16 protein-coding genes are annotated in these 14,088 nt (G+C 74.0%); all 16 read right to left on the bottom strand.

All coding sequences use genetic code 11. The features are described from left to right. Positions 1–18: 18 nt before the first annotated feature. Positions 19–1,287: a hypothetical protein gene (locus ACWFNE_RS19105; RefSeq protein ID WP_452124004.1), complete on the bottom strand. Its 1,269-nt coding sequence runs from the start codon at positions 1,285–1,287 to the stop codon at positions 19–21. Beyond that, a complete protein-coding gene (locus ACWFNE_RS19100) occupies positions 1,265–3,322 on the bottom strand; it encodes a flagellar biosynthesis protein FlhA (protein ID WP_452124003.1) in 2,058 nt (685 codons plus the stop codon). Before ACWFNE_RS19100 ends, ACWFNE_RS19105 begins: the two co-directional genes overlap by 23 nt. Before the next feature lie 17 nt (positions 3,323–3,339). Next, positions 3,340–4,551 (bottom strand): EscU/YscU/HrcU family type III secretion system export apparatus switch protein, encoded by a 1,212-nt coding sequence (locus tag ACWFNE_RS19095; protein ID WP_452124002.1) that lies wholly within the window; start codon positions 4,549–4,551, stop codon positions 3,340–3,342. Then, entirely contained in the window at positions 4,548–5,306 is a 759-nt protein-coding gene (locus ACWFNE_RS19090) for a flagellar biosynthetic protein FliR (RefSeq protein WP_452124001.1), read from the bottom strand. The genes ACWFNE_RS19095 and ACWFNE_RS19090 overlap by 4 nt, the downstream gene beginning before the upstream one ends. 19 nt (positions 5,307–5,325) lie before the next feature. Next, positions 5,326–5,598, bottom strand: coding sequence for a flagellar biosynthesis protein FliQ (fliQ, locus tag ACWFNE_RS19085; RefSeq protein WP_452124000.1), 273 nt, complete (start codon positions 5,596–5,598; stop codon positions 5,326–5,328). A gap of 2 nt (positions 5,599–5,600) precedes the next feature. Further along, on the bottom strand, positions 5,601–6,431 hold the full coding sequence (gene fliP, locus ACWFNE_RS19080) for a flagellar type III secretion system pore protein FliP (protein ID WP_452124067.1): 831 nt from the start codon (positions 6,429–6,431) through the stop codon (positions 5,601–5,603). 50 nt (positions 6,432–6,481) lie between these two features. Further along, positions 6,482–7,129, bottom strand: coding sequence for a flagellar biosynthetic protein FliO (locus ACWFNE_RS19075; protein WP_452123999.1), 648 nt, complete (start codon positions 7,127–7,129; stop codon positions 6,482–6,484). Further along, on the bottom strand, positions 7,129–7,839 hold the full coding sequence (gene fliN / locus ACWFNE_RS19070; RefSeq protein WP_452123998.1) for a flagellar motor switch protein FliN: 711 nt from the start codon (positions 7,837–7,839) through the stop codon (positions 7,129–7,131). The genes ACWFNE_RS19075 and fliN overlap by 1 nt, the downstream gene beginning before the upstream one ends. After that, positions 7,839–8,795, bottom strand: coding sequence for a flagellar motor switch protein FliM (locus ACWFNE_RS19065; RefSeq protein WP_452123997.1), 957 nt, complete (start codon positions 8,793–8,795; stop codon positions 7,839–7,841). The genes fliN and ACWFNE_RS19065 overlap by 1 nt, the downstream gene beginning before the upstream one ends. A 157-nt stretch (positions 8,796–8,952) precedes the next feature. Beyond that, positions 8,953–9,483, bottom strand: coding sequence for a flagellar basal body-associated FliL family protein (locus tag ACWFNE_RS19060; RefSeq protein WP_452123996.1), 531 nt, complete (start codon positions 9,481–9,483; stop codon positions 8,953–8,955). Between the two features lie 2 nt (positions 9,484–9,485). Then, on the bottom strand, positions 9,486–10,463 hold the full coding sequence (locus tag ACWFNE_RS19055; RefSeq protein WP_452123995.1) for an OmpA/MotB family protein: 978 nt from the start codon (positions 10,461–10,463) through the stop codon (positions 9,486–9,488). Further along, complete coding sequence (locus ACWFNE_RS19050) at positions 10,460–11,227, bottom strand: motility protein A (protein WP_452123994.1); 768 nt, start codon at positions 11,225–11,227, stop codon at positions 10,460–10,462. The genes ACWFNE_RS19055 and ACWFNE_RS19050 overlap by 4 nt, the downstream gene beginning before the upstream one ends. Then, entirely contained in the window at positions 11,227–11,559 is a 333-nt protein-coding gene (locus ACWFNE_RS19045) for a flagellar FlbD family protein (RefSeq protein WP_452123993.1), read from the bottom strand. Before ACWFNE_RS19045 ends, ACWFNE_RS19050 begins: the two co-directional genes overlap by 1 nt. Positions 11,560–11,821: 262 nt before the next feature. Beyond that, positions 11,822–13,006 carry a flagellar hook protein FlgE gene (locus tag ACWFNE_RS19040; protein ID WP_452123992.1) on the bottom strand — a complete coding sequence of 395 codons (1,185 nt, stop codon included), beginning with the start codon at positions 13,004–13,006 and terminating at the stop codon, positions 11,822–11,824. A gap of 38 nt (positions 13,007–13,044) precedes the next feature. Continuing rightward, complete coding sequence (locus tag ACWFNE_RS19035; RefSeq protein WP_452123991.1) at positions 13,045–13,494, bottom strand: flagellar hook assembly protein FlgD; 450 nt, start codon at positions 13,492–13,494, stop codon at positions 13,045–13,047. Between the two features lie 12 nt (positions 13,495–13,506). Continuing rightward, a partial coding sequence (locus tag ACWFNE_RS19030) for a flagellar hook-length control protein FliK (RefSeq protein ID WP_452123990.1) occupies positions 13,507–14,088 on the bottom strand: 582 nt, incomplete at its 5' end.

Raw genomic sequence — 14,088 nt, 5'->3', positions numbered from 1 at the left:
GCGGCGGGTGTCGCGCGGTCAGTCCCAGCGCGCGTCGTCCCCGAGGTGCTGGCTCAGGGCCGCCGCCCACGCGACGCGTGTCGCGGGGATGCCGTCGATCCAGGCGACCGGGACGGGCAGGTCGAGGACCGTGCCGGGCTCGGTGGTCTCGAACAGGCCGCGCACCGCGAGCACGTCGACGGCCCGTTCCGCGCCGACCTCGGTGAGCCACCGCTCGCAGTCGCGGGCCTTGTCGCGCGCGTCGACGACGCCCCACACCTGGTCGGCGTCGAGCGCCGCGAGGATCGCGGCGGCGCGGGTGCGGTCGCCCGGCTCCGGACCGACGCCGAGCACCACGAGCGCCACGTCCCCCGACTCCCCCGAGCGGGCACGCCAGCGCTCGGCGGCGGCGGGGGTCGTGAGCCGCCGCCCCCGTCCGGGCACGTGCTCGACCTCGCCCGCGAGCACGATGCCGGCCGGCGCCTGACGGAGCCGCTCGGCGAGCTGGCCGGCGACGGTCATCGCGTCCTCGCCGCGGCCGACGACGACCACGACCGAGCCGCGCGTGCGCACGAGGTGCGGGGCGTCGGGCACGTGCGCGAGCAGCGCCGACAGCGTCGCGGGGGTGCCGGGCGGCAGGCCGGCGAGCAGCCGGTGCGGGACGCCGAGCCGGACGAGGGCCTCGCGCGAGCCGGCCGCCCCGTCACCGGGTGCGGGGACGCCGGGTGCGCGGGCGCCGGGTGCGGGAGCGGCGGGCGCCGGGTCAGGCACGACGAGGAGCGCGGCGTCCTCCTCCGGGGGCGCGGGCACGGCCGGCGGCGCGAGCGGGGAGAACACGCGCTCGGCGGGCGCCGGGACCTCGACGTCCGCGGGCAGCGGCTGCCCGCCGGCCATGGCGCGGACCTGCTCGAGCACCGACGCGAACGACTCCGCGCCGGTCGAGACGCGCGGCGTGCCGTCGTCGGCGGGCGGCTCACCGGTCCCCCGCGCCGCACCGGGCGCGGCGCCGGCGCTCAGCGAGGCCGGGTCGTCGGCCTCGGCGGCCTCCGCCGCGGCGAGCAGCGCGTCGATCCCGACCGGACCTCCCGCCGCGGCCGCGGGCGGCTGGCGCAGCGCGCGAGGGCGCGGGCGCGGGGCCTCCGGGACCTCGACGGTCAGCTCGTAGCGCTCGCGCGCGAAGAAGCCCGCGACCCCGCCGGTGCGGATGCGCTCGGCGCGCACGATCCGGGCGGTGGGCCCGAACTCCTCGCGCACGTGCACCATGAGCTCGGCGAGGTCGCCTCCCTCAAGAAGCAATCGCGTGGACACCGGTCACCACCCCGACGGTCTCGATCTGGATGCCGGCGCCCGTGACCTCGGAGTACGAGAGGACCGGGAGCCGCGGGAGGCCGAGCAGCACGAGGCGGCGGACCGCCGGGCGCAGCGCGGGCGCGCACACCAGCACGACCGGGTTCCCGCTCGCCTCGGCGGCCGCGACGGCGTTGCCGAGCTGGGCGAGGATCGCGTCGAGGCGCGCCGGGTCGACGAGGACCTGGGACCCCGCCTCGGACGGGCGCAGGTTCTCCACGAGCGACTGCTCGAGGCCCGGGTCGAGCGTGATCACGCGCAGGACCCCGCCCGCGGTGTACTGCGCGGTCAGCGCCGGGCCGAGCGCACCGCGCGCCGCCTCGACGAGCTGCTCGGGGTCGGTCGTGACCTTCGCGCGCAGCGTGAGCGCCTCGTAGATCCGGGACAGGTCGCGGATCGCCACCTCCTCGGCCAGCAGGCCCTGCAGCACGCGCTGCACCTCCCCGAGCGACATCAGCCCGGGCACGAGCTCGTCGACGACCGACGGGTTGACCTGCTTGACGCCCTCGGTCAGCACGCGCACGTCCTCGCGGCCGAGCAGGCGCGGGGCGTTCTGGGTGATGATCGCGCCGAGGTGCGTGATGAGCACCGAGACGCGGTCGACGACGGTCGCGCCCGCCATCTCCGCGGCGTGCCGCAGCTCGGCGGGGACCCACTTGCCCGCGAGGCCGAAGACCGGCTCGACGACGCTCTGCCCCGGCAGCGACCCGAGGTCGTCGCCGAGCGCGAGCACCCGACCGCCCGGCGCCTCGCCCCGGCCGACCTCGACGCCCGCGATCCGCACGACGTACGTGGCGCGCGGCAGGTCCACCGAGTCGCGGGTGCGCACCGGCGGGACGACGATGCCCAGGTCCATCGCGATCTTGCGGCGCAGGCCGCGCACCCGCACGAGCAGGTCCTGGTCCGGGCCCGAGCCGACGAGGTCGACCAGGTCCGGCGCGAGCAGGATCTCGAGGGTGTGCACGCGCATCTGCTCGATGAGCTGCTCGGGGCTGTCCGCGGACGGCGCGACCGCCTCGGCGGCGACCTGGACCTCGCCCGCGGCGGCCTCCCGCTTCTCGGCGGCGCCGAGGCGCTGGGCGGCGAACAGCAGGCTCGCGCCCACCAGGATGAACGGCGGCTTCGGCATGCCCGGGAGCAGCGCGAGGCAGATCGCGCCGACGCCGGCGATGAGCAGCGCGGGCCGGCTCTGCAGGAGCTGCTTGGACGCGGCGGACCCGAGGTCGCCCTCGGCGGTCGCCCGCGTCACGACGATGCCGGTCGCGACCGAGAGCAGCAGCGCCGGGATCTGGGTGACGAGGCCGTCGCCGATCGTCAGGAGGCTGAACCGCTCGAGCGCCTCGGGCGCCGACATCCCCATCTGGACCATGCCGATGACGAAGCCACCGACGAGGTTGATGACGGTGATGATGATGCCCGCGATCGCGTCGCCCTTGACGAACTTCGAGCCACCGTCCATCGCACCGTAGAAGTCGGCCTCGGCGGCCACGTCGGCGCGGCGCCGGCGGGCGGTGTCGTCGTCGATGAGCCCGGAGTTGAGGTCGGCGTCGATCGCCATCTGCTTGCCGGGCATCGCGTCGAGCGTGAACCGCGCACCGACCTCGGCGACGCGGCCCGCGCCGTTGGTGATGACGACGAACTGGATGACGACGAGGATCAGGAAGATCACGAGGCCGATGACGAGCGAGCCGCCGACCACGAAGTGCCCGAACGCGTCGATGACCGCACCCGCGTAGCCGTCGCGCAGCACGAGGCGCGTGCTCGCGACGTTGAGCCCGAGCCGGAACAGCGTGAACACGAGGATCAGCGACGGGAACACCGAGAAGTCGAGCGGGCGGCGCACGTACATGCTCGTGAGCAGGATGACGAGGGACGCGGTGATGTTGACGGCGAGCAGCACGTCGAGCATCGCCGCGGGCAGCGGCACCACGAGCAGCAGGACGATGCCCACGACGCCCGCGGGCACCGCGAACTGGGTGATCGACCGGTTCTTCATGCGCGGACCTTCCGGGGTCATGAGGTCGCGTCCGCGGTCGCGGACGGACGGGGTTCGGGGGTCGACGGGCTCGGCCGGCCCGTCGACGGGGCGCGGCGGGCGGCGGCTCGGTGGCGACGCGGGTCCGCGGCCTCGGGCGGCAGCTCGCTCGGGCCGGTGGGCAGCCGGTGCTGGCCGAGCGCGGCGCCGCGGCGACGCAGCGCCATGACGAAGGCGAGGATGCGCGCGACCGCCGTGTAGAGGTACTCGGGGACCTCCTGGCCGACCTCGCACGCGGCGTGCAGCGCACGGGCGAGCGGGATGTCCTCGACCATCGGGACACGCTTGTCGGTCGCCTCGGCGCGGATGCGCGTCGCGACGGCACCGGAGCCCTTGGCGACGACGCGCGGCGCGCCGGTCCCGGGCTCGTAGCGCAGCGCGACGGCGACGTGCGTCGGGTTGACGAGGACGACGTCCGCGTCGGCGACGGCCGCCATCATCCGGTTGCGGCTCATCGCCATCTGCTTGGAGCGGATCGCGCCCTTGAGCAGCGGGTCGCCCTCGGTGCGCTTGTTCTCGTCCTTGATCTCCTGGAGCGACATCCGCGTCTGCTTGCGGTTGCGCTTCATGACCACGACCACGTCGAGGACCGCGAGCGCGACGCCCGCCGCGATGCCGCCGCGCAGGAGGTCGCTCACGCCACCCGTGGCGACGCCGAGGAGCTGGCTCACCGAGAGCTGGCCCGACCCCATGAGCACGGGGACGAGCGACTGGACGCCGGCGTACAGGACGAGGCCGACGACGGCGGTCTTGAGCAGCGTCTTGGCGCCCTGCCACAGCGACTGCCCCGACACCATGTTCTTGACGCCCTTGAAGACGTTGAGCTGCTTCATGTGCACGGTGACCTTGCGCGGGTGGATCCCGCCCTGGCCCGCGGCGACGGCGATCGTGACGACGACGACGAGCGCGAAGATGGGCAGCAGGGTCGTGCCCATGGACGCGCCGGCGTCGGCGAGGGCCTGCACGGCGAGCGCCGGCTCGGGGTTCGCGGCGATGTCCCGCACGGCCGTGAGCTGCGCGACGGCGGCGTCGCCCCCGCGCTCGAGCACCATGGGCAGCGCGACGGCGGCGGCACCGAGGCCGACCCACGCGGACAGGTCCTGCGACCGGGAGAGCTGCCCCTTCTTGCGGACCTCCTTCATCCGCTGCGGGGTGGCCTTCTCGGTCTTCTCCCCGCCGTCCCCGCTCATGCGGACACCCCGAGGACGGTCCGCACCGCGGTCGAGACGAGGCCCGCGACCTGCCCGGGCATCGCGAGGTACGCGAAGCCGGCGAACGTCACCGTCATCAAGATCTTGAGCGGGAAGCCGAGCGCGAACGCGTTGAGCGCCGGGGAGACGCGCGTGAGCAGCCCGAGCCCGACGTCGGTGAGGAAGAGGATCACGACGAGCGGGCCGGCGATCTGCAGCGACGCGAGGAACATCTGCGTGACGCTGTCGGTGACCGCCTCGGCCATGACCCCGAGGTCGAGCGTCGCCCCGAGCGGCAGCGCGTCGAAGGTCCGGACGAGGCCCGCGAGCACCATCTGGTAGCCGTTGGTCACGAACAGCAGGACGAGCGCCGTGAGCTGGTAGAGGCGCGCGAACTGCGCGCCGCTCGTCATCTGCATCGGGTCGAACGCCGCCGCCATCTGGAAGCCGCCGAAGAGGTCGATCAGGTTGCCGGCCGACTGGACTGCGGAGAACACGAGCGCGACGAGGAACCCGAGCCCGCCGCCGATCACGACCTGGGCGACGAGCTCGCCGACGAACTGCGGCGTCGACGCGGGGGCTCCCCCGGCGGCCTCGAGGCGCGGGGTCACGGCGAGCGCGAGGCCGAGCGCGAGCATGACCTTGACCTGCGCGGGGATCGCCCGGTGCGCGAACGGCGGGGCGATCACGAGGAACGCGGCGATCCGCACGCCCGCGAGCATCGCGGTCTCGACGGTCGCGAGCGGCAGCGTCATCCCCAGGGGCTCCACGGCGTCAGCCGCCCAGCAGCGCGGGGATGCGCCCGTACAGGTCGTTCGTGAACGAGACGAGCTCGGAGATCATCCAGTGGCCCGAGACCAGCAGCGCCGCGGCGGCCGCGAGGGCCTTGGGCACGAAGCTGAGGGTGACCTCCTGGATCTGGGTGATCGACTGCAGGAGCGACACGACGAAGCCGACGACGAGGGCCGTGACCAGCACGGGCGCCGCGAGCTTGGCTGCGAGCACGAGGGCGTCGAGGCCGATGTCGAGGACGGCGTTGGTGTCCACGCTCAGCCTCCGCCCATGTACGAGCCGATGAGGGCGGTGACGACGAGACCCCAGCCGTCGACCAGCACGAAGAGCAGCAGCTTGAACGGCAGGGAGACCATGACGGGCGGCAGCATCATCATGCCCATCGACATGAGCGCCGCGGAGACGACGATGTCGATCACGAGGAACGGCACGAAGATGACGAACCCGATGATGAACGCGGCCCGCAGCTCCGAGAGCATGAACGCCGGGATCAGCGTGAGCATCGGCACGGCCTCGGGGCTCTCCGGGTTGGGCTGGTCCGCGGCGCGCGTGATGAGCGCGAGGTCGGACTCCCGGGTGTGGTCGAGCATGAAGTCGCGCAGCGGTGCGGAGCCGACGTCGACGGCCTGCGTGAACGTGAGCTGGCCGGCGAGGTAGGGCTGGACGCCGAGCTCGTTCACGTCACCGACGACCGGCGACATGATGAACAGGCTGAGGAACAGCGCGAGCCCGGCGATGACCTGGTTGGGCGGCACGCCCTGGAGCCCGAGCGCGTTCCGCGTGAGCGCCAGCACCACGAAGATCTTCGTGAAGCTCGTCATCATCAGCAGGAGCGCGGGCACCACCGAGAGCAGCGTGATCGCGAGCAGCACCACGATCGAGCTGCTCGGCGTGCCGTTGACGCCGTTGATGTCGACGGAGACGGTGTCGCCCGCGGAGCCGCCCGGGTCGACCGGGGCCGTCGGGGCGGCCGGCTGGTCGGGCGGGAGGGGCGCGGCGTCCGCGGAGCCGGCGCCGACGAGCAGCAGCACGAGCGCGAGGGCCGCGACGAGCAGCAGCAGGACCGTGCGACGGCGCGCGGGCGTCAGCGACGCGGCGGCGGCGAGGGGGGCCGTCGTGGCGCGCGGGGCGGTCGGGTTCACCGGCGGACCGTGCGTTCCTGGAGCGAGGTGACGGCACGGCGCCACGTCGCGGGCGACAGGATCGATCCGTCGAGCGAGGACCCGGTCGCCTGCGTGGGGATGACCGGCTCCCCGTGGGCGGCAGCGGGCGCAGCGGTCCCCTGGACCGGGGCGGCGTCTGCGGCGGCGACGTGCGCGGAGGCCCCGGCGAGCAGCGCGTCGATGTCGAGCGGGGCCGCCGGCAGCGGCTCCTCGCCGGCCGGCGGTGCGACCGGGGCGTCCGTGGCGGCCGGAGCGGCGGACGGGCGGCCCGCGCGGCGGGCCGCGACGAAGGACGTGAGCGACGCGGGCAGCGTGGTCCCCGGGGGCCGGTTCGCGACCTCGCGGCCCGGCACCGGCGCGGCGTCGAGCACGGGCGCGAGCTCGGTGAGCATCGTGACCTGCTGCTCGCCGTAGCCCAGCAGGAGCCGGCGGTTGCCGACCGCGAGCACCGCGACACCGGCGTGCCGGCCGAGCGACTGGCGGCCCACGACCTGCAGCGACGGCCCCGCGGGCAGGCGGCGGCCCGGCGTCGCGCCGACCTTGCGCGCGACGACCCAGATCAGGCCGACGACGCAGAGCAGCGAGACCACCACGCGCAGCAGCAGCACGGGACCGTCGTCCATCAGAGGGTGCCCTGCTCGCCCGCGACGATCTCCGTGATCCGGATGCCGTAGTCCTCGTCGACGACGACGACCTCGCCGCGCGCGACGAGGCGGCCGTTGACCATGATGTCCGCCGGGCTGCCGGCGGCCCGGTCGAGCTCGAGCACCGCGCCGGGCGTCAGCTCGAGGACCTGGCGCACGGGCAGGCGGGTCCGGCCGAGCTCGGCCGTGAGCGTCATCTCGACGTCGTAGAGCACGTGCATGCCGGCCCGCTGCGCGGGGACGCCCGGGACCTGCACCACGGCACCCGGCTCCGCGCGCACCCGCAGCGCGAACCAGGCCTGCGCGACGCCGTCACGCTCGAGGGCGAACAGCAGCGCGTCGTCCGCAACCGCCGACCCGGCCGGCTCGGTGCGGGCCGAGTCGAGCACACCCGCGCCGAGGACCGCGCACGCACCCTCGAGGGCCGGGCGCAGCGCGTCGGCGAGCGCGAGCGGCGCACCGCCCTCGGCGCCCGCGAGCAGCGCACCCGCGACGGCCTCCTCCGCGACGAGCACGAGGTCCGCGCTCGGCGAGCCGACGAACGACGCGACGACGGCCGTGGCGGTCGGCGCCGGGCCCGTCCCCGGGCGCGCCGCGACGGCCGTCAGCGGCACGGTCGCGGGCACGAGGCGGGCCACCGCGGTCGCCGCGGCGAGCGCGGTGTCGGTGAGCGTGGCGGTGGGGTTCATCAGTGGTTCTCCTCGACGGTGACGACCATGCAGGCGAGCCGGGAACCGTTGTTCCCGGCCGCGGCTCGTGCGAGCACGACCCCGTCGACGACCACGTCCAGCGGCTTCGTCGTGGGGTGGGACAGGGGCAGGACCTCGCCGACCGTGAGGGCGAGGACGTCGCGCGGGCTGACGACGACGGGTGCGAAGCGCACCGACACGTCGACCGGCACCTCCTGCACCGCGGCGTCGAGCTCGACGAGGGCGAGGGCGTGCGCGCGGCGCTCCTCGGCGGACCGGGAGTCCGTGCCCTCGCTCGCCCGCAGCGACGCGAGCAGCAGCTCGGCGGGGAGCATGAACGTCGCGGTGTCCTCGCGCTCGCCCGACGTCAGCGTGAACGTCGCGACGAGCACCGAGTCGGACGCGCCGACGGCCTGGACGAACTGGGGGTTGTACTGCACCGAGCGGACGCTCACGTCGAGCGGCATGAGCGCGGCGAACGCGTAGGACAGGTCGCCCAGCGCGTGCTGGAGCAGGTCGCGGACGAGCGTGAGCTCGATCTCGGTGAGCTCGCGGCCCTCGCGCTCGTCGCCGACGCCGTTGCCGCCGAGCAGGTAGTCGATCCACACCATGAGCGCGCTCACGGGCATCTGCACGACGGCCGTCTGCCGCGTCTGCTCGACCGTGCACAGGACCATCGCGGTCGAGGCCGGGAGCGCGCGCACGTACTCGTCGTAGGAGTGCAGGGTGACGCCGTCGAAGGTGACGCCGGACATGACCCGCAGGCGCGCGGTGAGCTGCGTGCCCCACTGGCGGGCGAACGTCTCGAACGCCATCTCGAGCACCCGGGCGTGCTCGCGGGCGAGCGTGGTCGGCCGGCGGAAGTCGTACGCCTCGGGCTCGTGCGTGCGGTTGCGCCGCTGCGCAGGGCGCACGGAGGTGGCTGGGGTGTCCTGGACCGTCACGAGAGCACTCATCGGCGGTCCACGCCGGGATGTGAGGAACTCACTGAGCCGGCTGGGTGAACGTCTCCGCCCACGGCCCGTCATGGGCCGACGCGTGCGGCGGAGCGGTGCGGCGCCCTCCATGGCGCCCCGAACGACCCGGCTGAGGCAGCCGGTGGCAGCAGCGGTGCTACTGCGTGACGTAGTTCGTCAGGTAGAGGTCCATCACCTCCCCGTGGTAGGCCTCTTCGATCTCGGCGAGCAGCTCGGCCTTGAGCGCGTCGCGGGTCGCGGGGTCGGAGACGGCCGCCATGTCACGGCCGGAGAACTTGGCGATCATCAGGTCGACCGCCTGGGAGGGGTCCGGCTCGCCGTGCCCGCCGGCGTCGGCGGTCATCTGCAGGCCGAGGCCGACACGCAGGTAGTGGCCCCCGGCGAGGTTGACGCTGATCGGCTCGACGGTGAGGACGGCCCCCGGCTCGGGCTCGGGCTCGGCGTGCGCCTCCCCCTCGGCGGCGTGGCCCGGACCCATCAGGAAGTACCAGGCGGCGCCGCCGCCGAGCACGAGCACCGCGGCCAGCACGACGATCAGCAGCTTCTTCCTGCTCTTGGGCGCGGCCTCCTCCTCGGCGGGCGCCGTGGCCTTGGCCCCGATCTTGCCGCCGGGGTTCTTGGGCGCGATCTTCCCGGGGGACGACACGACACGCTGTTCGATGGGCATCTCTACCCCTCCGTTCCGAGGACGGCCGGCAGGAGGTTGCGGACCTGCTCCGGCGCGCTGCTGAGGATGACGAGGTCGACGCGGCGGTTCGCCACGAGCGCCTCCGGGCCGTCGCCCGCGACGAGCGGGCGGGCGTCGCCGAATCCGACGGCCATGATGCGGTTGCCGGGCATGCCGTCGGCCTCGACGAGGTGCCGGAGCACCTGCGTCGCGCGGTCCGACGACAGCTCCCAGTTGGTCGGGTAGCGACCCGAGACGGGGACGCTGTTCGCGTGCCCCTCGACCGAGACGTTCTCGGGGATCGCGACGAGCGTCGGCCCCGAGACGTCGAGGACGCGCGCCGCGGTCGGCGTGAGCATCGCGCTGGCGGCGGCGAAGAAGACGTCGTCGGCCACGAGGCCCATGACGAGCCCGCGCTCGTTGATGCGGAAGCGCACGGTGTCACCGAGCCCGTTCGCGGAGAGCTGCGCTGCGAGCTGGTCGCGCAGGCCCTGGAGCCGGGCGGCCTCGGCCTGCGCCGCCGCGAGCAGCTCGGGGTCGACACCCGGCGGGTCCGGGTCGGCGGCGACCCGCGGGGGCGACGGGTTGGCGCCCTGCTGACCGAGGCCCGCGTCCGCGTTCACCATCCCGGCGGTGCCCTGGGCGGCCGACGTCCTCGGCTCGATGCTCTGGCCGTCGAGCGTGCCCGACGTGCCGTCGAGGACCGACGGGTTCGAGCTCGTGTTGAACCCCGCCGCGAGCGAGTCGCGCAGCTCGACGTACTTCTGCTGGTCGACCTGGCTGATCGCGAACAGCACGATGAACAGCGCCATGAGGACCGTGATCATGTCGGAGTAGCTCACGAGCCAGCGCTCGTGGTTGACGTGCTCCTCCTCGTGGCCGCCCTTGTGCCTCCGCCGGGGCGCGCTCTTCGTGGCGTGCGCGCTCGAGCCGTGGCTCGACGTCCCGCCCTTCGGGCGCGTCGCGGCGGGGGCGCTCACGCCGCTGCCTCGGCCGGGGCCTGCTCGGGCAGGAGGCTGCGCAGACGCTCGCCGACGAGCCGCGGGTTCGCGCCGGCCTGCACCGCGAGGAGCCCCTCGACGGTGACCTCCATCTGCGTGCACTCGAGGTCCGAGATGCGCTTGATGCGGGCACCGATCGGCAGCCAGACGACGTTCGCGGACAGGATGCCCCACAGCGTCGCGACGAACGCCGCCGCGATCGAGTGGCCCAGGGCCGAGGGGTCGGACAGGTTCTCGAGCACGTGCACGAGGGAGATGACCGTGCCGATGATGCCGATGGTCGGCGCGTAGCCGCCCATGTCGGCGAAGTACTTGGCGTGCACGCGGTCCGCGGTGCGCTTGGTCGCGATGCGGTCGTCGAGGATCGTGCGCAGGTCCTCGGGGTCCGTCCCGTCGATCGCGGCCTGGAGCCCGCTGCGCAGGAACGGGTCGTCGATGTCGCGCGCGGCGTCCTCGAGCGCGAGCAGGCCCTCACGGCGGGCCCGGTCGGCGAGGTCGACGATCGTCTCGACCGCCGCCGACGGGTCCGGGGCCTTGCTGCGCATCGCGCGCGGGACCGCCTTGAACGACGCGACGACGTCCTTCATCGTGTGGCCGGCGACGCCGACCCCGATCGTGCCGACCCAGACGAGCAGGAGCGGCGCGGGCAGGAAGATGGACATCGGGTCGGCGCCCTCGAGGAGCAGCGCGCCGAAGATCGCGGCGAACGCGACCCCGATGCCGATGAGACCGGCGGGATCCATCAGCGGTTCCCCCTCGGACGGAGGGGCACCGGCTGCGCGAGCGGGGCGTCGTGCGCGCCCGTGCGCGGCGACGGGGTGGCCGGGCGGGAGCCGACCTCGTGGAGGGGCCCCGCGGCGGGGCCGGCGTGCAGGTCCTGCGCGCGGGCCAGGAGCTGCGCGCGGTGCTCGCGGATCGACTCGATGACCTCGGTCATCGACTCCTCGACGATGTACTTGGTGCCGTCGATGAGCGTGAGGATGGTGTCCGGTGCGCTGTCGATGCGCAGCAGCAGGTCGGGGTTCACCCCGAACTGAGGCCCGTTGAGGCGCGTCACGACGATCACAGCCACCATCCCTGGTTCTTCTCGACGGGCCCGTCCATGAGCCCTGTCCTAGCCTTGCACCCGCTCTGATCGGCACGGATGCCGTACTTGTGAGTCTTCGGACGCACGCTGGGCCCCTCTCGCGGGTGGAACCGCTGGTCAGGCGCCGGTCCGGCGCTGGACGGACGTCCGTCTCGCGCCCGCGGCCCGGCACCCGCCCGCCCGAGGACTCCGGGAGGGGCGGGCACGGGCCGCGGGTGCGCCGGACGGGCCGGCCTGGGTCGTGGGCGCGTCAGCGCTTGAGGTTGACGAGCTCCTGGAGCAGCTCGTCGGACGTCGTGATGACGCGCGAGTTCGCCTGGAAGCCGCGCTGGGCGACGATGAGGTTGGTGAACTCGCTCGACAGGTCGACGTTCGACATCTCGAGCGCGCCGCCCGCGAGGCTGCCCCGGCCGCCGGTGCCCGCGGCGCCGATCTGCGCGTCGCCCGAGTTGACGCTCGTGCGGTACAGCGAGCCACCCGCCTTGGACAGGCCGGCCGGGTTGGTGAAGCTGCCCATCGAGAGCTTGCCGATGGCCTGCTTGAGCCCGTTGCTGAACGAGCCGGTGATCGTGCCGTCGGCGGCGAGCGCGAACGACTCGAGCGTCCCGGCGGCGTAGCCGTCCTGGCTCTTCTTGGCGATCGTGTCGACGCCCGCGAAGCCCGTGACGGTGCTCAGGTCGACCGTGACCGCGCCGACCGGGAACGACGTCGGCGACGTGAGGGCGCCCGTCGTGGCGTCGAACACGAGCGGCGTCGTCGGGTACGCCGCGGTGCCGTCGGTCGCGGACATCGTCCAGCCGGCCGCGCCCTTGGTGAACGTGAGCGCGAGCTCGCGCGCGTTGCCCGTCTCGTCGAACAGCTGCACGACGCGCTCCATCGAGGTGCCCACCGCGGCGTCGGCCTTGAGGTTGCCCCCGAAGACCGCCTCGGTCGACGCGTTGGCCTCCATGAGCCGGCCCGCGGGCACGCTCAGGTCGCCCACGGGGCCGTTGGTGTCGATCGTGCCGCCGGGGCCGGCGAGCCAGCCCTGCACGAGGGCACCCTCGCCGGGGAGGACCATCTGGCCGGTCGCGTCGAAGTCGAACGAGCCGGCGCGTGTGTAGAACGTCTCGGCGCCCTTGCGGACCATGAAGAAGCCGTCGCCCTGGATCATCATGTCGGTGCTGCGGCCCGTGAGCTGCGAGGCGCCCTGCGTGAAGTTCGTGGTGATGCCCGCGACCTTGACGCCGAGGCCGACCTGCGCCGGGTTCGTGCCGCCGTTGCCGGCCTGCGCGCCGCCGGCGTTCTGCACGACCTGGCTCAGGGTGTCCTGGAACTGCACCTGCGAGGCCTTGAAGCCGGTGGTGTTGACGTTGGCGATGTTGTTGCCGGTCACGTCGAGCATCGTCTGGTGGCTGCGGAGGCCCGAGATGCCGGAGTAGAGCGAGCGGAGCATGGGAGGTCCTTTTCGGTGGTGGGGACGACGCTCGCGCGTCAGTAGGCCGGGGTGGTCGTGGGCGTCGTCACCGTGGGTGCGGTGACGCTCGCGACCGAGTCGAGGGGGACCTCCATGTCCCCCACCTTCACTGCGGGTACGGCGCCGGAGTAGGAGACGGCCGAGACGGTGCCCGTCGTGACCTTCCCGTCGGCGCCGGTGTACGTGACGTCCTTGCCGACGAGGTTCGCGGCGGCCATGCGCATCTGCAGCGCGAAGCTCTCGCGCGAGGTGGTGGTGAGCTCGATCAGCTGCTCCATCGTCGTCATCTGCGTGGTCTGGGCCATGAGGTCCGAGCTGTCCATCGGCGAGCTCGGGTCCTGGTTGCGCAGTTGCGTGGTGAGAAGCTGCAGGAAGGCCTGCTTGTCGAGCTCCTTGGTCGCGGCCTTGGCCGGCGGCGTGGTGCCTGCTGCAGTCGCTCCGTAGGCGGAGGACACGTCGATCGTCATGGTGCTCCCTGGTCAGGCGAGGAGGTCGAGCGTGCCGGCCGGGTTGGCGGGCGACGCAGGTCGGGCGGAGACGTCGGACGCGGCGCCGGACGCCGGGTCGGACGCGGTTCTGGTGGCGGCGCCACGCGCGGCGAGCGCGTCACGCCGGGCGTCGTCCTGCGCGCCGGCGCCCTGGCCGGCGTCACGCGAGCCGAGCTGCAGGTCGGCGTCGAGACCGGCCGAGGCGAGGTCCCGGCGCAGGTCCGCGAGCGAGGCCTTGAGCGCCTCCCGGGCTCCGTCGGTCGCGCCGAGCAGCTCGATGCGGACCGCGTCGGGCGTGATGTGGGCGACGACGCGGACCGGCCCGAAGTGCTCCGGGTCGACCGCGAGCGTGAGCAGGTGCTGGCCGGCGCCGAGGCCGCGCACCGAGGCGAGCCGGGCGCCGAGCTGCTCGGCGAGCGGGACCTGCGGGGCGGGCGCCGGGGCGGCCTGCTCCGCACCGCGCGTCGCCGCGGGCGCCGCCGGGGCTGCCGCGGCGTCGGGGGCGACGACCCCGCCGACCGCCGGCGCGACGGGCTGCGGGGTTGCGGCGGCGGGAGTCGCGGTCACCGGGGG

The organism is Cellulomonas sp. NPDC055163 (assembly GCF_053607065.1).
The sequence above is the reverse complement of the archived record's forward strand: the minus strand, read 5'-3'. Positions and strand labels throughout refer to the sequence as shown.